The sequence below is a fragment of the Streptomyces sp. WM6372 genome (assembly GCF_001279655.1).
Taxonomy (GTDB): domain Bacteria; phylum Actinomycetota; class Actinomycetes; order Streptomycetales; family Streptomycetaceae; genus Streptomyces.
The window spans coordinates 56,194-76,750 of sequence record NZ_LGDB01000193.1; the positions used below are offsets into that span (position 1 = coordinate 56,194).

The window sequence follows — 20,557 nt, forward strand, 5'->3', positions numbered from 1 at the left end:
CTCGACACGGGCTCGACACGGGCTCGCGGGGCACTCGGCAGGGGCTCGGAGCGTTCCTCGGCCGGGGTCAGCGGGCCGGTTCAGCGGTCGGGCTCAGCGGGCCGGCTCAGCGGTCGGAGCTGAGGACCTTGCTGATCATGTCAGAGGCCGCCTTGGCGGCTTCCTTCGGGTCCTGTCCGGTGAGCACGGCGGTCATGTAGGGCTTGATCGGGTTCTTGCCCTCGACCTCGGCCCAGCGGGCGGACTTCGGGGTGGCGCGCCCCTGGGCGGCCCCGGGCGCCATGCTCGCGGCGCCCTCGTTGCCGTCGACCACGTGCGCGAGGGCGGCCTTGTTCGGTACGTAGCTCATCGTGCGGGCGAGTTCGGTCTGCCAGGTCTCGCTGACCAGTGCGGTGATCACGTCGACGGCCTGGCTGCGGTGCTTCGTCCGCTCGGGGATGATCAGGTCCGAGCCGCCGGTGAAGACGGCGCCGGGCTTGTCGGAGGTCTTGCCGGGGACCGGGAAGAAGCCGAGCTTGCCCTTGAGGGCCGGGTTGGCGGCCTCGATGGCGGCGGCCTGGCCGGGCGGGGCGATGATCTGGGCGACCTCGCCGCCCGCGAAGACCTCGGACTGCGGCGGCGTCTCCTCGTCGGCGTTCTTGGGGCCGTCGCCGAGGGCCTGGAGCTGCTTGTAGAACTCCATGCCGGCCAGGGCCTTGTCGTCGTCGAGGGTGCCGACCCACTCCCCGCCGGTCTCGACGGCGAGCTCGCCGCCCTCGTCCCAGATGAACCCGGAGAGGACGTACCAGTTCTGGCCGGGCAGGTAGATGCCCTGCCGGTCGCCCTTGTCGAGCTTCTGGGTGGCCTGGATCCACTCCTGCCGGTTCCTGGGCGGGGCCTTGATGCCGGCGTTCGCGAAGAGGTCCTTGTTGTAGATCACCACCCGGTTGGCGGCGTACCACGGGACGCCGTACTGGGCCCCGTCGATGCTCGCCGGGTCGGAGAGGCCCTTGAGCCAGTCCTTGCTGCCCCACTCGCGCAGGCCCTCCAGCGTGAGTTCGGACAGACCGCCGGTCTCGATGTACTGGGCGACCTGGGTGTTGCCGACCTCGATGACGTCGGCGCTCTCGGCGCCCTTGCCCGCGAGCACGGCATTGACCTTCTCGCCGATGCCCGTCCACTCCTGGATCTTGACGTCCAGGTCGACGCCGGGGTGCTCCTTCTCGAACGAGGAGGTGAACTTCGCGATGAAGTCCTCCGAGGCGCTGCCCTTCATCAGCCAGAGCGTCACCTTCTGCGTCCCTGCGGCCGATCCCGCCAGCTGACTGCAGCCCGTGAGGGCGGTCGCGGCCGCGAGGGCCGTGCACACGGCGAGGAAGCGCATCTTCACGAAGGTCACCTTCTGGAGTCCGGTCTCGGAGATGGCTTGAAATTGGCATAGACCAATGGGTGGGTCAAGGCCCTGCCGCTCGGGACTGTTCACACAAAGTTCGCGGAGACGGACTTACTGGGGCACCGTGGAACGAGGCAAAAGCCCCCCCACCGTCGGGAGAACCCATGTCGAACCACACCTACCGGGTGACCGAGATCGTCGGCACCTCCCCCGAGAGCATCGATCAGGCCATCCGCAACGGCATCACCCGGGCCGGCCAGACGCTGCGCAATCTAGACTGGTTCGAGGTCACGCAGGTGCGGGGGCACATCGAGAACGGCGCGGTGGCGCACTACCAGGTGGGGCTCAAGGTCGGGTTCCGCCTCGACGGCGAGGACTGAGCGGGGTCCGCACGAACCAGGCACGGACCAGGTGCGGACCAGGTGCGGACCAGGTGCGGACCAGGTGCGGGTGAGGTGCGGGTGAGGTGCGGGGCGGGCGTGGGTGAGGCGCGGATCGGTGCGGATCAGGTGCGGCCCTCTCCCTCCTGCGCCGACTTGAGTTCCGGCGCGTCCGCCGCCCAGTCCGCCAGGACCACCTTGAAGCCCGCGGCGCGCGCCGCCTGGCAGACGAGCTCGTCGTCGTCCACGAGCATCCGCACCTCCCGGCCCCGGGCGATCCGCCGCAGCACCTCCAGCTTGGTGGTCCGGGCCGGCCTGCGGTCCTGGTTCCCGCGCATCCACAGCCGGCCTTCGGGCAGACCGTGCCCGGTCAGCCACTCCTGCGTGTCGGCACGGCACCGCTCCGGGCGCCCGGTGAGGTACACGACCTCGCAGTCCGCCGCCTGCTCCACCGCCAGCGCCACCCCGCGCGCCAGCGGCGGGTCGGCCGGGGCCGCGCCGAAGAAGCCGTCCCAGTCCCGGGGCCGGCCCTCCAGGAAGTGCTGGCGGTGGTCGGTGTCGGCCAGCGTGTTGTCGATGTCGAAGACGGCCAGCGGCCGGCGGTCGTTGCTGTCACTCATACGGGTCAGATTAGGCAGGGAATCCTTTCGGCGCGTGTGCGTTACAGCCTGGTGTGATCCGCAAACTCTCCATCCTCGACCGGTCCCGCACCCGCGAGGGGCACCCGGCCCCGCAGGCCCTGCGCGACACCGTGGAGCTCGCCCGCGCGGCGGAGCGGCTGGGCTACCACCGCTTCTGGGTGTCCGAGCACCACAGCGTCCCCGGAGTCGCCGGCTCCGCGCCCGCCGTGCTGGCCGCGGCCGTGGCCGGAGCCACCCGGCGGATCCGGGTCGGCACGGGCGGGGTGATGCTGCCCAACCACCAACCGCTGGTGGTCGCGGAGCAGTTCGGGGTCCTGGAGTCGCTGTTCCCCGGCCGGATCGACATGGGGCTCGGCCGCTCGGTCGGCTTCACCGGCGGGATCCGGCGGGCGCTGGGCCGGGACACCGGGGACGCCGACCGCTTCGAGGAGCAGCTGGCGGAGCTGCTGGGCTGGCTGGACGGCAGCCAGCGGGCGCATCCCGAGGTGCACGCCCGCCCGGCGGAGGGGCTGCGGATACCGGCGTACGTACTGGCCAGCGGCGAGGGCGCCGGGATCGCGGCCCGGGCCGGGCTGCCGCTGGTGGTGGGCGACCTGCGGGCCCGGGAGCGGGTCACGGAGGTCATCGAGCGCTACCGCGCGCAGTTCCGCCCCTCGGCCGCCGGCTCGGAGCCGTACGTCGTGGTCTCCGGGACGGTGGCCGTGGCGGACACCCCCGAGGCCGCCCGGCGCATCCTGGTCCCGGAGGCCTGGTCCCTCGCGTACTCCCGCACCCGCGGCAGCTTCCCGCCGCTGCGCCCGGCGGAGGAGGTGGAGGCGCTGGCCATGACCCCGAAGGAGCGGGAGTTGTACGAGGGCGGGCTCTCCGGGCACATCCACGGCACCGAGGAGCAGGTCGCGGCGCAGCTCGCCGAGGTGGCCGGCCTGACGGGCGCGGACGAGCTGCTGGTCACCACCTCCACGTACGACCGCACGGCGCTGCTGGACTCCTTCGAGCGGCTGGCCCGGGTGGCGGGGCAGGCTGGGCCCTGAGCACGGGCAGCCCGTGGAAGCGGCCCGTAAACTGGGGCGAATGCACCACTCCACCGCGCCCGAGACCCACCACGACCCCTTCGTACGGGTGAGGGGTGCCCGGGAACACAACCTGCGCGGCGTCGACGTGGACATCCCGCGCGACGCCCTGACCGTGTTCACCGGGGTCTCCGGCTCCGGGAAGAGCTCCCTGGCCTTCGGCACGCTCTACGCCGAGGCCCAGCGCCGGTACTTCGAGTCGGTGGCCCCGTACGCCCGCCGCCTCATCCACCAGATCGGCGCCCCGAAGGTGGACTCCGTCACCGGGCTGCCGCCCGCGGTCTCCCTGGAGCAGCGGCGCTCCTCCCCCGGCTCGCGGTCCTCGGTCGGGACGGTGACCCTGCTGTCCAACTCCCTGCGGATGCTGTACTCGCGGGCCGGGACCTATCCGCCGGGCTCCGAGCGGCTCGACTCGGACGCCTTCTCCCCCAACACCGCGGCCGGGGCCTGCCCTTCCTGCCACGGTCTCGGCAGCATCCACCGCACGAGCGAGGAACTCCTGGTGCCGGATCCGGAGCTGTCGATCCGTCAGGGAGCCATCGCCGCCTGGCCCGGTGCATGGCAGGGCAAGAACCTCCGGGACATCCTGGAGGTGCTCGGGTACGACGTGGACGCGCCCTGGCGGGAGTTGGCGGCGGAGGACCGCGAGTGGATCCTGTTCACCGAGGAGCAGCCGGTGGTGACGGTGCATCCGGTACGGGACGTGGACCGGATCCAACGCCCGTACCAGGGCACGTACATGAGCGCCCACCGGTATGTGATGCGGACCTTCTCCGACAGCAAGAGCGCCACGCTGCGGGCCCGCGCGGAGCGGTTCCTGGCCGATTCCCCGTGCCCGGTGTGCGCGGGCCGGCGGCTGCGCCCCGAGGCGCTGGCCGTGACGTTCGCGGGCCGTACGATCGCGGAGCTGGCGGCGCTTCCGCTGACCGCCCTGGACGCCGTACTGGCCTCCGTACCGGACTCCGCGCGGGAGGACGCGCCCGCGGGCGGGGAGGCGGTGCGGGTGCTCGCCGGGGATCTGCGGTCCCGGATCGGGCCGGTCGTGGAGCTCGGGCTCGGCTATCTGAGCCTGGACCGCACGGCGCCGACCCTGTCGGCGGGAGAGCTGCAGCGGCTGAGGCTGGCGACGCAGCTGCGGTCCGGGCTGTTCGGGGTGGTGTACGTGCTGGACGAGCCGTCGGCGGGGCTGCATCCGGCCGACACCGAGGCGCTGCTCGGCGTACTGGACCGGCTCAAGGCGGCGGGGAACACCGTGTTCGTGGTCGAGCACCACCTCGACGTGGTGCGGCACGCGGACTGGCTGGTGGACGTGGGCCCGCTGGCCGGGGAGCACGGAGGACGGGTGCTGTACAGCGGGCCGCCGCAGGAGCTCGCGGGCGTGGCGGAGTCGGCGACGGCGCGGCACCTGTTCGGGCCGGGCGAGGCGGAGGCAAAGGCGGAGGCCGGGCGGGGACGGCGGCCGGTGCGGGCGGCGAGCGGCTCGGTCCGGCTCACCGCCGTCGAGCGGCACAACCTGCGGGGCGTGGACGCCGAGTTCCCGCTCGGGGTGTTCACGGCGGTGACCGGTGTGTCGGGGTCGGGCAAGTCCACGCTGGTGGGCCAGGTGCTCGCCCGGGAGGTCGGGGAGCGGATCGCGGATCCGGGGTTCCCGGTGCGGCGGCTGGTGGAGGTGGACCAGAAGCCGATCGGCCGGACCCCGCGGTCCAACCTGGCCACGTACACGGGACTGTTCGACGTGGTGCGCAAGCTGTTCACGGCGGCTCCGCAGGCGCGGGCGCGCGGCTGGAAGGCGGGCCGGTTCTCCTTCAACGTGCCGGGCGGCCGGTGCGAGACCTGCCAGGGCGAGGGGTTCGTCTCGGTGGAGCTGCTGTTCCTGCCGAGTACGTACGCCCCGTGCCCGGAGTGCGCGGGAGCCCGGTACAACACCGAGACCCTGGACGTGCGGTACGAGGGGCTGAACATCGCGGAGGTGCTGGGCCTGACGGTGGAGTCCGCGGCCGCCTTCTTCGCGCCGGTCCCGGCGGCGGCGCGCAGCCTGCGGGCGCTGGAGGACATCGGGCTCGGCTATCTGCGGCTGGGGCAGCCGGCCACGGAGCTGTCGGGCGGCGAGGCGCAGCGGATCAAGCTGGCGACGGAGCTCCAGCGCCTGCGCCGCGACCACACCCTGTACGTGCTGGACGAGCCGACGACCGGGCTGCATCCGGCGGATGTGCGGGTGCTGCTGCGGCAGTTGCACGGGCTGGTGGACGCCGGGCACTCGGTGGTGGTCGTGGAGCACGACATGGAGGTGGTGGCGGGCGCGGACTGGGTGATCGACCTGGGCCCGGGCGGCGGCACCGACGGCGGCCGGATCGTCGCGGCGGGCACGCCGGCGGAGGTCGCCGCCGCGGGCGGGGGCCGTACGGCGGGCTACCTCGCGCGGGCGCTGGGACGGCCGTAGGTTTCAACGAAGTTCGCTGCCAAGCGAGTTGGCGTGCTGGCATGCTGATCCCGAGCCGGATCGAGGGGGCGGTCCTGCCGGGGCCAGGGCGGCTCCGGGCCCCGCGGTCCGCGAAGACCCTGCGTCTCAGGAGGAGCCAGTGGGTTTGGGTGGGCTGCGGGCGGGGGACCCGGAGCGGATCGGTGGCTTCACGCTCGTCGGCCGGCTCGGTGCGGGCGGCATGGGGGTCGTCTACCTGGCACAAGGTTCCGACGGCCGGCTCGTCGCCCTCAAGCGGCTGCGCGAGGAGCTCGCTTGGGACGCCGAGTTCCGGGCACGGTTCCGGCGCGAGGCCGCGGCGCTGTTGCGCGTCCAAGGCGCCTGCACGGCCCGGGTGCTGGCGGTCGAGACCGAGGCGAGCAGCCCGTTCGTCGTCATGGAGTACGTACAGGGCCCGACGCTGTCGGAGCACGTCGGCGAACACGGGCCGCTCCGCGGTGACATGGCGCACGGCTTCGCCGTCGGGCTCGCCGAGGCGCTCGTGGCGATCCACGGGGCCGGCCTCGTCCATCGCGATCTCAAGCCGGGCAACGTGCTGCTGTCGAACCAGGGTCCGAAGGTCATCGACTTCGGCATCGCGCAGGCCGCCGACGCGACGGCGCTGACCCGCCCCGGCGTCGTGGTCGGGACCGTGGGCTACATGGCACCGGAACAGGTGCGCGGGCAGGCGGGGCCCGCGGCCGACGTGTTCGCCTGGGCGCTGACCGTCGCCTACGCCGCCACCGGACGCCAGCCCTTCGGCACCGGCCCGTCCGAGGCGGTGCTGTACCGGGTCCTGCACGAGGAACCCGATCTCGACGGTGTTCCCGCGCGCCTCAAGACCCTGCTGGCGCCGGCCCTGGACAGAGCACCCGAGCGGCGTCCCACCCCCCGGCACCTGCTCGCCGCACTGACCGGTGCCACGGAACCCGGGACGGTCTCCGGCGCCGAGGCCGTCGGCACGCTCCTCGCCACCGCGTGGCAGATGCCGGGAACCGGGGCTCCGCCCTCCGCCGTGCCGGGGCGGCGCACCGCGGGGGTCGCCGCCGCGGCGGCGGTCGCGCTCCTGCTCGCGACCGCCGGGATCGTCTGGGGGGCACTGCCCGAGGGCGGACACCCGACGGCGTCCGGCACGACGGCGCCGGCGGGCGGGCCGGCGAGCACGGCGCCCTCCTCGTCTCCGGTGGTCCCGGCGCCGCGCACGACCCCCGATCCGACCGGATCGGCTCCCGGGCCGACGGGCCCTCGGTCGACCGTGCCCGCCACCCCGGCGTCGACCCCCTTCCCTCCACCCCCGTCTTCACCCCCCGTATCCACGGGCCCGCTCACCAACACCCACAGCGGGCTGTGCATCGACACCAACGGACCGCAGCGACCCGGACTCGAAGTCGTGCTCCGTGCGTGCGGGAACTACAGCGGCCAGATCTGGGGCCACGACGCGACGAGCCTGCACCTCACGAACCCACCCAGCGGCCTGTGCCTGGACACGAACGGCCCCCCGGCCACCGGCGTCACGGCGGTGCTCAATCCGTGCGGCTACTACAGCGGCCAGCAATGGCAGTACGACGCCGGCGCCGGCCGGTTCGTCAACCCGGTGAGCGGCCTGTGCCTGGACACGAACGGCTCCCCGGCCCTCAACCTGTACCTGGTGCTCAACCCCTGCGTAAACCACACCGGCCAGTTCTGGCGGATGTGAAAGCGGCGGACCGGCCCCGCGGCTCAGGCGTCGCCCGGGAGCAGGTGCTGCGCGAGTTCGCGGAAGCTCCACCGGTCCTGCCGGCGGGTGAACGTCCACACCAGGTCGTAGCGGTCGGGCCAGGCGGCGGGGACGCCGAGGAGCTGGTGGGCGCCGAGGGCGTGGATCAGGCGGGGGATGCCGGTGTGCTCCCAGCAGACGAGTACGGGCATCGGGGCGGCCAGCGCGGCGCGCGCCAGGGCCTCCTCGGCGCCGACGGCGAACTCGGCGCGCAGGGGCGCACGGAGGGCGGCGGTCAGCGGCTCGACCGTCTGGCGGCAGCGGGCGGGCGGCCGGCCGCCGGGACCGGACGGGCCGCCGGCCGCGAAGACGACGGCGGGGCGCGGCAGCGTCGAACCACCGGCGGGCGGGAACAGCCGGTGCAGTTCCTCGGCCCGGCGGCGGCCGCGCCCGGCGAGGGATCCGGGGTCCTCGTTGCCTTCCTCGTCCTCGCCCAGGTCCCCCGCGTACGGCTTCTCCGCGTGCCGGATCACCATGACCAGGGCGTCCTTCGGCGCGGCTTTCGGGCCGTGGGCGGCGGCGGGGGGTTCCTCCGCGGAGCAGCCGGCCATCGCGAGCGGGGCGAGGGCGGCGGCCGCCAGGAGGGTGCGGCGGCGCGGTCCGGACCCGGCGGGGGCTTCTGGCATGGGGCCCACTGTCCCCCACGGGCCGGACACCTCGGCGGCGCGGCGCGGCGTACCGTCGCCACGAGCGCCCGGTCGGCCGATCGGATCAGCCGGTCGGATCGGCCGGTCGGATCAGCCGGTCGGATCAGCCGGTCGGCCGAGACCCCTCGTGCGCCAGGCACCTCTCGTAGGGAGAGGGCACCGGGAAGTACGCCTCCAGGAAGGCGGCGACGGCGCGCTGCTGTTCCTGGGGTGACAGCCCGGGTCCGGTGTCGTCGTCGGCGAGGCAGAACGCGTCGGCCCAGCGGTCGGCTGCCAGGCCCGGCAGCCGGTCGATCTCCTCGGGCCGGCCGGTGCTGACGTACGCGTGGTGCAGTGCGCCCTCCACGGCGCGGCCGTCGGAGAGGGCCAGGTGGGAGGCGAGGGTGACGGGGGCGAGGTCGTCGGCGCTGCGGAAGACCGAGCGGCTGGTGGCGGCCAGCCGGCCGGGCAGCCGCTCCTCGACGTGGGCGAAGAGGGAGCGGCTGAGCGGGTACGGGGTGTGGGCCAGGATGTGCGGGTAGGTGCGGCCGGCGGTCTGTTCCACCGCGTGGCGGGTGGCCTTCTGGGAGGCGGTGAAGACGTCGTCGTCGGCGCCGGGGGCGCTGGGGGCCACGGCCCGCTGGTCGTGGAAGACCTTGGGCAGGCCCGAGGAGAGGAAGTAGTTCTGGGGGCGCTGCGGGCGGCCGAGGAAGATGTCGTCGTTGAAGTAGAGGAAGTGCTCGGCGAGGCCGGGTATGCGGTGGAGCTGGCTCTCGATGGCGTGGGAGTTGAAGACGGGGAGGCCGGCGGGGTCGGCGAACAGCTCGCGGTGATCGACGACGGTGATCTGGGGGTGATCGCTGACCAGCCAGGGCGGGGTCTGGTCGTCGGTGACGAGGAAGACCCGGCGGATCCACGGCGCGTGGGCGGCGATGGAGCGCAGGCAGTAGCGGAGCTCCCCGCGGTCGCGGTAGCGGTTCTCGGCGTGGTCGACGGGGGCGCGCTCGGCGGCGCCGGACCCGGTCGCGGCTGCGGCTGCGGCTGCGGCTGCGGCGGCTGCGTGGTCCCGGCGGCGGCGCCAGGCGGGGTCGGCGGCGTCGACCCAGGTGATCACGGCGTCGACGGGGAAGTCGATGTCGTCGGGGAAGCGGCCCGCGAAGACGTCGACGACGGGGTGGTCACGGCCGCCGACGCGGGTGGTGGAAGTGGCTTCGAGGGTGGGCACCCACCAGCCGTACGGGGTCTCGCGCAACCCGGCGATCGCGCCGATGCCCGACTCTGCGGCTTCCCAGAACTCAAGGTCACAGCCGGTTTCGGGGCCGTAGGCCACGGTCCGGCCGGAGGTGACGACCGGCTGGAAGAGCCGGACGCCCTTGATCTTCGGGGGATGGGCGCCGGCGGGCGCGCCCTCCTGGGCCGCGACCGCTTCGGTGAGCGTTTCGGCGAGGACCTCCCCCGCTTCGCCGCCGTCGCCGAGGAGCCGGGCGTACACCGGGAGCCCGGCGAAGGCCGCGGCGCACGCCTTCAGGGCGGCCGCGCGGTCGCCCGGGGCGATGGCCACGCGGTGCCGGAGCTCCCCGTCGGGGACCAGCCCGTACGGGACGGCGGCCGTGTCCAGTGCCTCGGCGACCGCGCTCAGGTTGGCGGCCCGGGCGCCGGCGGGCAGCAGGTCGTCGCGGACCCGGGAGAGCCGGCCGCGGTGGCGGACCAGGCCCGGCAGCTTCCCCAGCAGCTCGTCCTCACGGGCCCGGCCGGGCGGGGGCGGCGCCTGGTTCCCGCTCCCCGTGCTCTCCCGCAGGGCGGCGTCCGGCTGTCTCGGTACGCCGCCGGGCCGGCGCAGCGTCCGTACGATCCGGCGCAGGCCGACGGGAAGGGGGAGACGGGAACGGCCCTGCATATACGACCTCGCGAGACGGCGCCGGTGTGCGGCACCCGAGGATGCGGACGGCACCCGGCGTGCGGGGGTGCGGCGCCGTCCGGCAGGCAGGGGCGGATGCCTCGTTCACCTCCACCTTTCCCTTCGTTCATTTTTCACGCAAGTGCCAGGAGTCCCCTGTTCCCGTCTCACAGGGACTTCTCAGATTCCCGGGTACCTCAGGATTCCCGGCCGCTCCCCCGGTTGCGCCTCACGCCCCGTGCTTGCGGACCGCCCGCAGCCATTCGCGGTTCATGGCGGCGATGGACGGCAGCGGGATGCCCTTGGGGCAGGCCGTGGCGCATTCGCCGGTGAGGGTGCAGCCGCCGAAGCCCTCGTCGTCCATCCGGGCCACCATGTCGAGGACGCGGGTCTCGCGCTCCGGCGAGCCCTGCGGCAGCACGTTCAGGTGGTTGATCTTGGCGGAGGTGAAGAGCATCGCGGAACCGTTGGGGCAGGCCGCCACGCAGGCCCCGCAGCCGATGCATTCGGCGTGCTCGAAGGCGGAGTCGGCGTCGGCCTTGGGCACCGCGGTGGCGTGCGCCTCGGGGGCGGATCCGGTCGGCGCCGTGATGTAGCCGCCGGCCTGGATGATCCGGTCGAAGGCGCCGCGGTCCACGACGAGGTCCTTGACCACCGGGAAGGCGGCGGCGCGCCAGGGCTCGACGTCGATGGTGTCGCCGTCGGCGAAGGACCGCATGTGCAGCTGGCAGGTGGTGGTGCGCTCGGGGCCGTGGGCGTCGCCGTTGATCACGAGGCTGCACGCGCCGCATATCCCCTCGCGGCAGTCGTGGTCGAAGGCGACCGGGTCCTCGCCGCGCAGGATGAGGTCCTCGTTGAGGGTGTCGAGCATCTCCAGGAACGACATGTCGCGGGAGATGCCGTCGACCTCGTACGTGACCATGGCGCCGGGGGCGTCGGGGTTCTGCTGGCGCCAGACGCGCAGGTTGAGCCTCATGCGTAGCTCCGCTGGGTGGGGTGGACGTACTCGAAGACGAGGTCTTCCTTGTGCAGGACGGGGGCCGCGCCGGTGCCCTGGTACTGCCAGGCGGCGGCGTAGCCGAACTCCTCGTCGCGGCGGGCGGCCTCGCCGTCCGGGGTCTGGGACTCCTCGCGGAAGTGGCCGCCGCAGGATTCGGCGCGGTGGAGGGCGTCGAGGCACATCAGCTCGGCGAGCTCCAGGTAGTCGACGATGCGGTTGGCCTTCTCCAGCGACTGGTTGAATTCTTCGCCGCTGCCGGGGACCTTGATGCGCTGCCAGAACTCCTCGCGGATCTCCGGGATCCGGGCGAGTGCCTTGCGCAGCCCTTCCTCGGTGCGGGACATGCCGCAGTACTCCCACATGAGCTCGCCGATCTCGCGGTGGAAGGAGTCCGGGGTGCGGTCGCCGTCCACGGCCAGCAGCTTGGCGAGGCAGTCGCGGACTTCCCGTACGGCGGCCGCGGCCTCGGGGTGCGTGTCGTCGACGGCGTCCTGGTGCGGATGGCGGGCCAGGTAGTCGTTGATGGTGGAGGGGAGCACGAAGTAGCCGTCGCCGAGCCCCTGCATCAGGGCGGAGGCGCCGAGGCGGTTGGCGCCGTGGTCGGAGAAGTTGGCCTCGCCGATCGCGAAGAGGCCGGGGACGGTGGTCTGGAGGTCGTAGTCGACCCAGAGGCCGCCCATCGTGTAGTGCACGGCGGGGTAGATCCGCATGGGGATCTCGTACGGGTTCTCCGCGGTGATCCGCTCGTACATCTCGAAGAGGTTGCCGTACTTCTCGGCGACGCTGTCCCGGCCCATGCGGCGGATGGCGTCGGCGAAGTCGAGGTAGACGCCCTGGCCGCCGGGGCCGACGCCGCGGCCCTCGTCGCACACGTTCTTGGCGGCGCGGGAAGCGATGTCGCGGGGCACGAGGTTGCCGAAGGAGGGGTAGATCCGCTCCAGGTAGTAGTCGCGCTCCGCCTCGGGGATCTCGGCGGCGGGCCGGGTGTCGCCCTGGGCCTTGGGGACCCAGATGCGGCCGTCGTTGCGCAGGGACTCGCTCATCAGGGTGAGCTTGGACTGGTGGTCGCCGGTGCGCGGGATGCAGGTGGGGTGGATCTGGGTGAAGCAGGGGTTGGCGAAGTACGCGCCGCGCCGGTGCGCCCGCCAGATGGCGGTCGCGTTGGAGTTCATGGCGTTGGTGGAGAGGTAGAAGACGTTGCCGTACCCGCCGGAGGCCAGGACGACGGCGTCGGCGTAGTGGGTGGAGATGCTGCCGGTGATCAGGTCGCGGGCGACGATGCCGCGGGCCACGCCGTCGACGGTGATCAGGTCGAGCATCTCGGTGCGGGCGTGCATCTCCACGTTGCCGGCGGCGATCTGGCGGGACAGCGCCTGGTAGGCGCCGAGGAGGAGCTGCTGGCCCGTCTGGCCGCGGGCGTAGAAGGTGCGGGAGACCTGGACGCCGCCGAACGAGCGGGTGTCGAGGAGGCCGCCGTACTCGCGGGCGAAGGGGACGCCCTGGGCCACGCACTGGTCGATGATCTCGACGGAGATCTGCGCGAGGCGGTGGACATTGGACTCGCGGGCGCGGAAGTCACCGCCCTTGACGGTGTCGTAGAAGAGGCGGTGCACCGAGTCGCCGTCGTTGCGGTAGTTCTTGGCGGCGTTGATGCCGCCCTGCGCGGCGATGGAGTGGGCCCGGCGCGGGGAGTCGGAGAAGCAGAACTGGACGACGTGGTAGCCCTGTTCGGCCAGGGTGGCGCCGGCCGCCCCGCCGGCCAGGCCGGTGCCGACGACGATGACGGTGTGCTTGCGGCGGTTGGCCGGGTTGACGAGCTTGGCCTCGAAGCGGCGGCGGTCCCAGCGCTCGGCGATGGGGCCGTCGGGGGCCTTGGTGTCGGCGATCGGCTCGCCGGTGGCGTAGTGGGCGTAGTCGGTGCTCATGTCAGCTCACCACTCCGGTCATGACGGCGACGGGGACGGAAACGAAGCCCGCGAAGAGGACGAGGGCGAGGGCGTTGGCGAGGAACTTCAGCGCCCGGTCGCGGCGGGCGCTGCCCGCGCCGAGGGTCTGGGCGGCGCTCCAGAAGCCGTGCCGGACGTGCAGGCCGAGGGCGGACATCGCCACGATGTAGATCGTGTTGCCGTACCAGGTGGAGAAGGTGGCGAGGACGTTCTCGTACGGGTGGCCGGCCCACGCGCGCTCGTTGACGGTGAGCGTGGTGAGGTCCAGCAGGTGCCAGACGATGAAGAGGGCGAGGATGACGCCGCCCCAGCGCATGGTGCGGGTGGCGTAACTCGCGCGGCGGCGCTTGTGGGCGTACTTGACCGGGCGGGCCTTGATGTCCCTTCGGCTGAGCTGGTACGCGGACACGGCGTGGGCGACGACCGCGGCGAGGAGCACGACGCGCACGATCCACAGGGCCCACTCGTGGTGGAGGAAGGGCGAGCCGAGGGTGCGCAGCCAGTGGGCGTAACCGTTGAACTCGCCGGCCCCGAAGAAGATCTTGAGGTTGCCGAGCATGTGGACGACCAGGTATCCGAGCATGATCAGCCCGGACACCGCCATCACGGACTTCTTGCCGACGGTGGAGTCCCAGAGCGTGCGCGTGGTGGACGGCCGTCGGCCCGTCCGCGTTGCCAGAGCCATGCCTCCGACGGTAAGGACCAAAGTCCCGAGAGGTCCAAGACATGATGTCGCTGATCTCGATAGGAGCTGCCTATGTACGGCGTATCCTGGGGCGATGCAGTTCCAGCAGCTCCTGTATTTCGTGGCCGTCGCCGAAACCCGTCACTTCACTCGGGCCGCGGAGCGGGTGCACGTCGCCCAGCCGTCGCTCTCGCAGCAGATCAAGGCGCTCGAACGGGAGCTGGGGGCGGAGCTGTTCAGCCGGGCGCGGGGGAACATCGCGCTGACCGACGCGGGCGAGGCGCTGCTGCCGCTGGCCCGGCGGATCCTGGCGGACGCGGACACCGCGCGGCTGGAGGTACAGGAGCTGGCGCAGCTGCGGCGGGGGCGGGTCCGGCTGGGGGCGACGCCGAGCGTGTGCACGGGGCTGCTGCCCGGTGTGCTGCGCGCCTTCCACACCGCGCATCCGGGGATCGAGCTGCTGATCGAGGAGAGCGGTTCGCTGGACCTCGTACGGGAACTCGCGCGCGGGGCCCTGGACCTGGCACTCATCGCGCTGCCGCTCCCGCCCTCGGCTCCGGCGCTGACCACGGTGGAGCTGCTGACGGAGGACCTGGTGGTGGTGTCCTCGGCGGAGCTGCCGCCGCCGGCGGGCGGCGGGCCGCTCACGGTGGCCGCGCTGCGCGACGAACCGATGGTGATGTTCCGGCACGGCTACGACCTGCGGGACCTGACGGTGGCCGCCTGCCGGGCGGAGGGCTTCGAGCCCGTGTTCACGGTGGAGGGCGGGGAGATGGACGCGGTGCTGGGCTTCGTGCGCGCGGGACTCGGCGTGGCGGTGGTCCCGGCGATGGTCGTCGACCACGGCGGCCCGGGGCTGCGCGCCACCCCGCTGGCGGGCTCCCCGCTGCGCCGCACGATCGCCTTGGCGCACCGCACGGACGTCGCTCCCCCACGCGCGGCCCGCGAGCTGAAGCGCATCCTGCTGGGCTGAGCACGCCGCACCCCTCGCGGGCCGGCCGGTCCGTCAGGCCCGCTCCCGGGCCGGCGGACGCGTCAGGCCCCGGCTATGGGGAGGGCCTTGTCGAGCCCGTCGGCCAGCATCGCGAAGGCCTGGTCTGCGTCGGCCACGGCGGCCGGGTGGGCCTCCTCGGCGCTCTGGCCGGCGGCCATGCGGAGGTAGTTCTCCCGGCCCAGCTCGTGGCGGACCGCCACCAGGTGCATCGCGGCCAACCGGGCGGCGAGCGGCCGGACCGACTCCGCTTCGAGCACGGCGGCGAGCAGCTCCACCTCGCGGTCGGTGTAGTGGGACATCCGGCTCTCCAGGCTGGCGGTGGAGTAGAGGAGCCGCTGGAACGCGACCACCCCGGGGTGGTCGCAGAGCCCGGTGATCGGGTCCCGGTCGGCGAGGGCCGCCAGGAAGTGCGCGTGCAGCGCGGCCACCGGCGTCCGGCCGGCGGGCCGGTCGCGCACGATGCGCGCCGCCTCGTCCTGATGGTCGGCGAACCGGTCGAGGACCAGGTCCTCCTTGCTCGGGAAGTACCGGAAGAGGGTGGGTTTGGAGACCTCGGCCGCGGCGGCGACATCCGCCACCGACACGGCATCGAAGCCCCGCTCCAGGAAGAGTTCCAGCGCCGTGGCCGCCAGCCGGCCGCGCGTGCGGAGCTTCTTGTTCTCGCGCAGACCCGTCGTGTTCTCCATGGCGCGAGCCTACCACAAATCCGTGACTCAGTAACTTTCTTAACCGGGTTGCATTTTCCGTCGGGAGCCGCTTTCCTTGAGGCAACGACGAGGAGAGGAACTCCGATGACCGACGTACTGACCGACGCGACGACCGGCTCGACGAACGGATCGCGGGCCGGCGCATCGACCGACGTGCTGATCGTGGGCTCCGGCCCCACGGGGCTGACCCTGGCCTGCGACCTCGCACTGCGCGGAGCCGTCGTCCGCGTCATCGACCAGCGCAGCGAGCCGCACCACGAGTCCCGCGGCAAGGGGCTCCGGCAGAGCAGCCTGGACATCTTCCGGCGGCTCGGCATCGCCGAGTCCCTGACCGCCATCGGCGACGGGGAGGTGGTCCTGCGCAAGTACTTCGACGGGGAGCACATCAACGACACCCCCGCGGGCGGCAACGGGATCCTGATAGGGCAGTGGCAGATCGAGGCGGCGCTGCGCGAGCGGCTCGCCGGGCTGGGCGTGACGGTGGAGTACGGTGCCCAGCTCGCCGGCATCAGCCAGGACGCGGCCGGAGTCCGGGCGGAGCTGGCGGATGGCAGCGTGATCGCGGCCCGCTACCTCGCCGGGTGCGACGGCGGGCGCAGCACCACCCGCAAGCTCCTCGGGATCCCGTTCGAGGGGAACACGGAGGCGGAGCCCGCGATGGTGGTCGGGGACGTCCGGGCGCCCGGGCTCAGCCGGGACCACTGGCACCAGTGGTTCACCTCGGAGGGCGGCGGGACCATGCTCTGCCCCATGCCGGGGACGGACACCTTCCAGCTCCAGGCCTCACCCGAGACGGACGAGCACGGCGAACTGCTGCCTCCCTCTCTGGAGAGCTTCCAGCGGCTCTTCGACCGGCACGCCCGGATGCCCGAGATCCGGCTCACGGACGCCACGTGGCTCTCCACCTGGCGGGTCAACGTCCGCGTGGCCGGCCGTCTGCGCGAGGGCCGGGCCTTCCTCGCCGGGGACGCCGCACACGTCCACCCCATAGCCGGCGGGCTCGGCATGAACACCGGCATCGAGGACGCGGCCGCCCTGGCGCGGACCCTCGGCGCCGCCCTCGCCGGGGAAGCCGGGGAGGAGGGGCTCGACGTCTACCAGGCCGAGCGGCTGCCGGTGGCCACCGAGGTCGTGGCCGATACGGCGCGGCGCTACGAGCGGGTCCTGGAGGCCGTCCGGACGCCCGGCCGGGGGATCGAGGCCGGCCTGGAGTGACCGGGCCGCCGGGCCGGCGCCGGGCGGGCGTCAGGAGGGCGTGGGTACGGCGTCCGACAGCGAGAGGGTGTGGATGCGGTCGGGGGCGCCGGGGCGGGCGTAGTACCAGCCCTGGGCGGTGTCGCAGCCGAGGTCGCGGAGCTGGGCGGCCTGGGCTCCGGTCTCCACGCCCTCGACCGTGACGGCGAGTTCGAGGCTGTGGGCCAGGGCCACGATGCCTTCCACGATCTTGACGTCGACCGGGTTGGCGGGCTGCTGCTGCATCCCCTTGGTGAAGGAGCGGTCCAGCTTCAGGACGCTGACCGGGAGGCGGCGCAGGTTCGCCAGGTTCGAGTAGCCCGTGCCGAAGTCGTCGAGCGCGATGTCCACGCCGAGGGCCGCGAGCCTTCGCAGGGGTTCCAGGAGTTCGTCGTCGGCGCCGATCAGGGCCGATTCGGTGACCTCCAGGCACAGGGCGCCCGGGGCGAGGCCGGAGTTCTCCAGCACCGCGACGGTGTCGGCGACCAGGCCGGGGTGGTGCAGCTGGGTCGGCGAGAGGTTGACGTTGATCCGCAGCGCCGAGCCGCCGTGCTGGCGCTGCCAGTTGCGGGCCTGGCGGACGGCCTCCTCCAGGACCCAGCGGCCGAGCGGCACGATCAGCCCGGTCCGTTCGGCGAGCGGGATGAAGCGGTCCGGGCCGAGTACCCCGTACTGGGGGTGCGACCAGCGGACGAGGGCCTCGGCGCCGTGGACGCTGCCGTCGTGCAGGTGGACCAGCGGCTGGTACTCGATGAAGAACTCGCCGCGTTCCAGCGCCGCCGGGAGGGCGTTGGTCAGGCCGTGCCGGGTGATGGCGCGGGCGTCGGCCTCGGCGTCGGCGAACTCGAAGCGGTTGCCGCCGGCCGCCTTGGCCCGGTACATGGTGATGTCGGCGCTGCGCAGCACCTCCGCCGCGGTGCGCTCGCGGGCCGGGCCCTCCACGATGCCGATGCTGCCGCGGACCGAGAGCTCGCGGCCCTCGATCCGGATGGGCACCGACAGGGCGGACAGGATCCGGACGGCGAGTTCGGTCACCTTCTCCTCGGTGTCCGAACCGGTGGTCAGCGCCACGAACTCATCGCCGCCGAGGCGTGCGACGACCTCACCGGGGCCCGTCGCGCAGCTCTGCAGCCGGTCGGCGACCTCCACCAGGAGCCGGTCGCCCGCAGAGTGGCCGAGGCTGTCGTTGACCGCCTTGAACCCGTCGAGGTCCAGGTAGCAGAGGCCGAAGCGGGTGCCGCCGGCCCCGCCCAAAGCCTTCTCGAGGCGTTCGAAGAACAGCGTCCGGTTCGGCAGCCCGGTCAGGGCGTCGTGGGTGGCCTCGTAGCGGAGGCGCAGATTCAGCAGCCGGCGCTCGGTGGTGTCCTCCATCAGCGCCAGCTGGTACTGGGGAACGCCCTCGGCGTCACGCAGCAGCGACACCGTCAGGTTGGTCCACAGCACGGTCCCGTCGTGCCGGTAGTACGGCTTCTCCACGCGGTAGCTCTCGCGTTCCCCGCGTACGAGCTCGCCGTACATCCGCCAGACCTGCGGGGCGTCGTCCGGGTGGCCCCACTCGCTGACGTTGCGGCCCTGCATGTGGCCGCCCATCCCGCCGAACATCTGCAGCAGCGCGTCGTTGACCTCGAGGATGTTCCCTTCGAGGTCGGCGATGCCGATGCCGACGGCCGCGCCCTCGAAGACCGCCTTGAAGCGCTCCTCGCTCGCGTGCAGGGCCTGCTGGGCGTCGATGCGGGCGGTCAGCGCGGAGCGGGCGATGGCCTCCTGCTCCTTGAGGGTGCGCTCGCGCAGGGCGCGGGCGAACCCCGCCGCGATCCCGTGCTGGAGCCGGGCGCAGCGCGAGCGGTACTCCTCGGTGCCCTCCACGCCGACGCCGTCGGGGCCGCAGTAGAGCACGAGGTACGACTCGACCACGCCGAGCGTGCCGGCCAGTGCCTCCGGGTCGGTGCAGTGCACGGCGACGAGTTCGGCCCCCACCCGCTGGGCGACGCCCGCGTCGAAGGGCCGGGCGTGCAGGGCTTCGGCGAGGGTACGGGCGAGCGGTATGAGGTGCTGTTCGAACTCGACGCGGGTCAGCGAGGTCGCGGTGACGGGGAAGATCGCCCGTCCCCAGATGGTTGCGAAGCGCCCGATCCGGTCCTCCAGTCCGCTCCGCAGCGCGGCCGGGCCCGCGCCCGCCGACAGGCCCGCCGGAGCCGGCGGGCCTGTGGGCGGGGCGGTGGGCTCCGCTGCCTGCGCGGGCCCCTCGTTCTTCGGGGTCGGTGTGCCGGAGGGCACCGCGGCCGTGGATCTCACGCCTTGCGTCCCACTCCGCCGAAGCCCGAGAACGCGTACGGGTCCTCGGGCGTCTCGCCGCCCTCCGGGTCCTCGGTGCCCTCAGGCTGCCACAGCGGCATGGACACGACGCCGGGCTCGACGAGCTCGAAGCCGTCGAAGAAGCGGCCGATCTGCTCGCGGCTGCGCATCACGAGCGGGTTGCGGATGTCCCGGTAGACGCCGACCGTCCCGGCCGCGACCTCCTGGGAGAGCGGGATCCCCTCGTAGGAGGCGTGCGTGAGCACCAGGAGGCTGCCGGGGGCCAGCGCGTCGCGCAGCTCGGCGACGGCGGCGTACGGGTCGTCCGAGTCCTCCAGGAAGTGCAGGACGGCGACGAGCAGCAGGGCGACCGGGCGTTCGAGGTCGAGCAGCTGCGAGACCTCGGGGGCGGCGAGGACGTCCTGCGGCTTGCGCAGGTCGGCGGCGACGATGCCGGTGCGCTCCTCGCCGGCGAGGACGGCCCGGCTGTGCGCGACGGCCACGGGGTCGTGGTCCACGTAGACCACGCGGGCCTCGGGGCTGGCGGCCTGGGCGATCTCGTGGACATTGCCGAAGGTGGGGATGCCGGAGCCGATGTCGAGGAACTGGGTGACGCCCTGGGCCACGGCGTAGCGGACGGCGCGGCGCATGAAGGCCCGGTTGGCCTGCATGATCTTGGGCAGACCCGGGAGGAACTCCATGGCACGGCGGGCGGCCTGGCGGTCGACCTCGAAGTTGTGGGAGCCGCCCAGGTAGTAGTCGTAGATGCGGGACACGCTCGGCACCGATATGTCGATACCTGGCGGGGCCCAGGCGGGGCGCTCCATCGCGGTCTCCAAGCCGTAGTCCTGCGCGGTCGTCCGGGATCGGACGCCTGTCCGAGCCGAATGTACTGATCATTGCCCAACGGAGCGAGCAAAAGCGGAAATTGGTGATCCGTTCTTCATCACACACCAAAGGCCTCCACGGCCCCTCCCGCAGCGAATGACCGAAACCGACAAGTCGCTTTTGGGAATACGCAGGCAGATGATCGGAATTCTTCATTCCGTGGCTCAAACCTCTACGGTCTTCGCTCCACCCGTTCAGGCGAACCACAGCCGAGCTCCGCGTGCGCGGGCGCACGTGAGCCCATGCTCCCCGGGTGAACAGAGCCTCTACCAGACGCCTGCTGGTGGTCCCGGTCCTGCTGTGGGCGGCGTTGTCCGCCACGCCGGCCGTGGCTGATAGCTGCGCCTACGCGACGATCGACGCCGGGGACGGCGCGAGCGCCGTCGGGCTGGTCGCGACCGCCGGAAGCGGCGCGACCGCAAGCGGCCGGGGTGGCGGACATCACGGCGAAGGCCCTCCCGACGGCCGGGGCGACGGCCGCGGAAACGGCCACGGCCCGGGGCGCGGGAACGGCCACGGAGGCCACCACGGACACGGTGGACACCACTGCCCACCGCCGCCTCCCCCGTGCCCCCCGAAGCCGACCCCCACCCCGACGCCGACCCCGCC

At 72.9% G+C, this 20,557-nt stretch carries 16 protein-coding genes; 6 read left to right on the forward strand and 10 right to left on the reverse strand.

Going from position 1 to position 20,557, the window contains the following annotated elements; translation table 11 throughout:
• Window positions 1–106: 106 nt before the first annotated feature.
• Window positions 107–1,369: an extracellular solute-binding protein gene (locus ADK52_RS22410; protein ID WP_053691646.1), complete on the reverse strand. Its 1,263-nt coding sequence runs from the start codon at window positions 1,367–1,369 to the stop codon at window positions 107–109.
• 167 nt (window positions 1,370–1,536) lie between these two features.
• Between ADK52_RS22410 and ADK52_RS22415 the strand changes: the two genes are divergently transcribed.
• Entirely contained in the window at window positions 1,537–1,752 is a 216-nt protein-coding gene (locus ADK52_RS22415) for a dodecin (protein ID WP_030159985.1), read from the forward strand.
• Window positions 1,753–1,877: 125 nt separating this feature from the next.
• Here ADK52_RS22415 and ADK52_RS22420 read toward each other — a convergent pair whose 3' ends face one another.
• On the reverse strand, window positions 1,878–2,372 hold the full coding sequence (locus tag ADK52_RS22420; protein WP_053691626.1) for a nucleotidase: 495 nt from the start codon (window positions 2,370–2,372) through the stop codon (window positions 1,878–1,880).
• Window positions 2,373–2,425: 53 nt separating this feature from the next.
• Here ADK52_RS22420 and ADK52_RS22425 point away from each other — a divergent pair, with 53 nt between their 5' ends.
• From ADK52_RS22425 to ADK52_RS22435, 3 genes are all read left to right on the forward strand, one after another.
• Window positions 2,426–3,424 carry an LLM class flavin-dependent oxidoreductase gene (locus ADK52_RS22425; RefSeq protein WP_053691627.1) on the forward strand — a complete coding sequence of 333 codons (999 nt, stop codon included), beginning with the start codon at window positions 2,426–2,428 and terminating at the stop codon, window positions 3,422–3,424.
• 40 nt (window positions 3,425–3,464) lie between these two features.
• Complete coding sequence (locus tag ADK52_RS22430; protein ID WP_053691628.1) at window positions 3,465–5,903, forward strand: excinuclease ABC subunit UvrA; 2,439 nt, start codon at window positions 3,465–3,467, stop codon at window positions 5,901–5,903.
• A gap of 139 nt (window positions 5,904–6,042) precedes the next feature.
• Window positions 6,043–7,617, forward strand: coding sequence for a serine/threonine protein kinase (locus ADK52_RS22435; protein WP_159046003.1), 1,575 nt, complete (start codon window positions 6,043–6,045; stop codon window positions 7,615–7,617).
• A gap of 23 nt (window positions 7,618–7,640) precedes the next feature.
• Here ADK52_RS22435 and ADK52_RS22440 read toward each other — a convergent pair whose 3' ends face one another.
• The 5 genes from ADK52_RS22440 to ADK52_RS22460 all read right to left on the reverse strand — a co-directional run bounded on the left by ADK52_RS22440 (window position 7,641) and on the right by ADK52_RS22460 (window position 13,831).
• Window positions 7,641–8,303 (reverse strand): hypothetical protein, encoded by a 663-nt coding sequence (locus ADK52_RS22440; protein ID WP_234344141.1) that lies wholly within the window; start codon window positions 8,301–8,303, stop codon window positions 7,641–7,643.
• Between the two features lie 124 nt (window positions 8,304–8,427).
• Window positions 8,428–10,200 (reverse strand): stealth family protein, encoded by a 1,773-nt coding sequence (locus ADK52_RS44565; protein ID WP_053691630.1) that lies wholly within the window; start codon window positions 10,198–10,200, stop codon window positions 8,428–8,430.
• Between the two features lie 229 nt (window positions 10,201–10,429).
• Window positions 10,430–11,176, reverse strand: a complete 747-nt coding sequence (locus ADK52_RS22450) for a succinate dehydrogenase/fumarate reductase iron-sulfur subunit (protein ID WP_053691631.1) — start codon at window positions 11,174–11,176, stop codon at window positions 10,430–10,432.
• The gene (locus ADK52_RS22455; RefSeq protein ID WP_053691632.1) at window positions 11,173–13,125 is read right to left on the reverse strand and encodes a fumarate reductase/succinate dehydrogenase flavoprotein subunit; all 1,953 of its coding nucleotides are present in this window, start codon (window positions 13,123–13,125) and stop codon (window positions 11,173–11,175) included. The genes ADK52_RS22450 and ADK52_RS22455 overlap by 4 nt, the downstream gene beginning before the upstream one ends.
• A 1-nt stretch (window position 13,126) precedes the next feature.
• A complete protein-coding gene (locus ADK52_RS22460) occupies window positions 13,127–13,831 on the reverse strand; it encodes a succinate dehydrogenase (RefSeq protein ID WP_053691633.1) in 705 nt (234 codons plus the stop codon).
• A 94-nt stretch (window positions 13,832–13,925) separates the two neighbouring features.
• On the opposite strand from ADK52_RS22460, the gene ADK52_RS22465 reads away from it, so the two are divergent.
• Window positions 13,926–14,804 carry a LysR family transcriptional regulator gene (locus ADK52_RS22465; protein ID WP_053691634.1) on the forward strand — a complete coding sequence of 293 codons (879 nt, stop codon included), beginning with the start codon at window positions 13,926–13,928 and terminating at the stop codon, window positions 14,802–14,804.
• A 62-nt stretch (window positions 14,805–14,866) separates the two neighbouring features.
• Here ADK52_RS22465 and ADK52_RS22470 read toward each other — a convergent pair whose 3' ends face one another.
• A complete protein-coding gene (locus ADK52_RS22470; protein WP_053691635.1) occupies window positions 14,867–15,511 on the reverse strand; it encodes a TetR/AcrR family transcriptional regulator in 645 nt (214 codons plus the stop codon).
• 105 nt (window positions 15,512–15,616) lie between these two features.
• Between ADK52_RS22470 and ADK52_RS22475 the strand changes: the two genes are divergently transcribed.
• A complete protein-coding gene (locus tag ADK52_RS22475; protein ID WP_053691636.1) occupies window positions 15,617–16,747 on the forward strand; it encodes an FAD-dependent monooxygenase in 1,131 nt (376 codons plus the stop codon).
• Window positions 16,748–16,777: 30 nt separating this feature from the next.
• Here the strand turns inward: ADK52_RS22475 and ADK52_RS22480 are convergent, their stop codons facing one another.
• Complete coding sequence (locus ADK52_RS22480; protein ID WP_053691648.1) at window positions 16,778–18,949, reverse strand: putative bifunctional diguanylate cyclase/phosphodiesterase; 2,172 nt, start codon at window positions 18,947–18,949, stop codon at window positions 16,778–16,780.
• Between the two features lie 107 nt (window positions 18,950–19,056).
• Window positions 19,057–19,887 carry an SAM-dependent methyltransferase gene (locus tag ADK52_RS22485; RefSeq protein WP_053691649.1) on the reverse strand — a complete coding sequence of 277 codons (831 nt, stop codon included), beginning with the start codon at window positions 19,885–19,887 and terminating at the stop codon, window positions 19,057–19,059.
• Between the last annotated feature and the right edge of the window lie 670 nt (window positions 19,888–20,557).

Bases quoted from the DNA above. Each gene is read 5' to 3' on its own strand.
- ADK52_RS22415 (WP_030159985.1), top strand. From the start codon at position 1,537: ATGTCGAACCACACCTACCGGGTGACCGAGATCGTCGGCACCTCCCCC.
- ADK52_RS22420 (WP_053691626.1), bottom strand. From the start codon at position 2,372: ATGAGTGACAGCAACGACCGCCGGCCGCTGGCCGTCTTCGACATCGAC.
- ADK52_RS22430 (WP_053691628.1), top strand. From the start codon at position 3,465: ATGCACCACTCCACCGCGCCCGAGACCCACCACGACCCCTTCGTACGG.
- ADK52_RS22440 (WP_234344141.1), bottom strand. From the start codon at position 8,303: ATGCCAGAAGCCCCCGCCGGGTCCGGACCGCGCCGCCGCACCCTCCTG.
- ADK52_RS44565 (WP_053691630.1), bottom strand. From the start codon at position 10,200: ATGCAGGGCCGTTCCCGTCTCCCCCTTCCCGTCGGCCTGCGCCGGATC.
- ADK52_RS22450 (WP_053691631.1), bottom strand. From the start codon at position 11,176: ATGAGGCTCAACCTGCGCGTCTGGCGCCAGCAGAACCCCGACGCCCCC.
- ADK52_RS22455 (WP_053691632.1), bottom strand. From the start codon at position 13,125: ATGAGCACCGACTACGCCCACTACGCCACCGGCGAGCCGATCGCCGAC.
- ADK52_RS22460 (WP_053691633.1), bottom strand. From the start codon at position 13,831: ATGGCTCTGGCAACGCGGACGGGCCGACGGCCGTCCACCACGCGCACG.
- ADK52_RS22465 (WP_053691634.1), top strand. From the start codon at position 13,926: ATGCAGTTCCAGCAGCTCCTGTATTTCGTGGCCGTCGCCGAAACCCGT.
- ADK52_RS22470 (WP_053691635.1), bottom strand. From the start codon at position 15,511: ATGGAGAACACGACGGGTCTGCGCGAGAACAAGAAGCTCCGCACGCGC.
- ADK52_RS22475 (WP_053691636.1), top strand. From the start codon at position 15,617: ATGACCGACGTACTGACCGACGCGACGACCGGCTCGACGAACGGATCG.
- ADK52_RS22485 (WP_053691649.1), bottom strand. From the start codon at position 19,887: ATGGAGCGCCCCGCCTGGGCCCCGCCAGGTATCGACATATCGGTGCCG.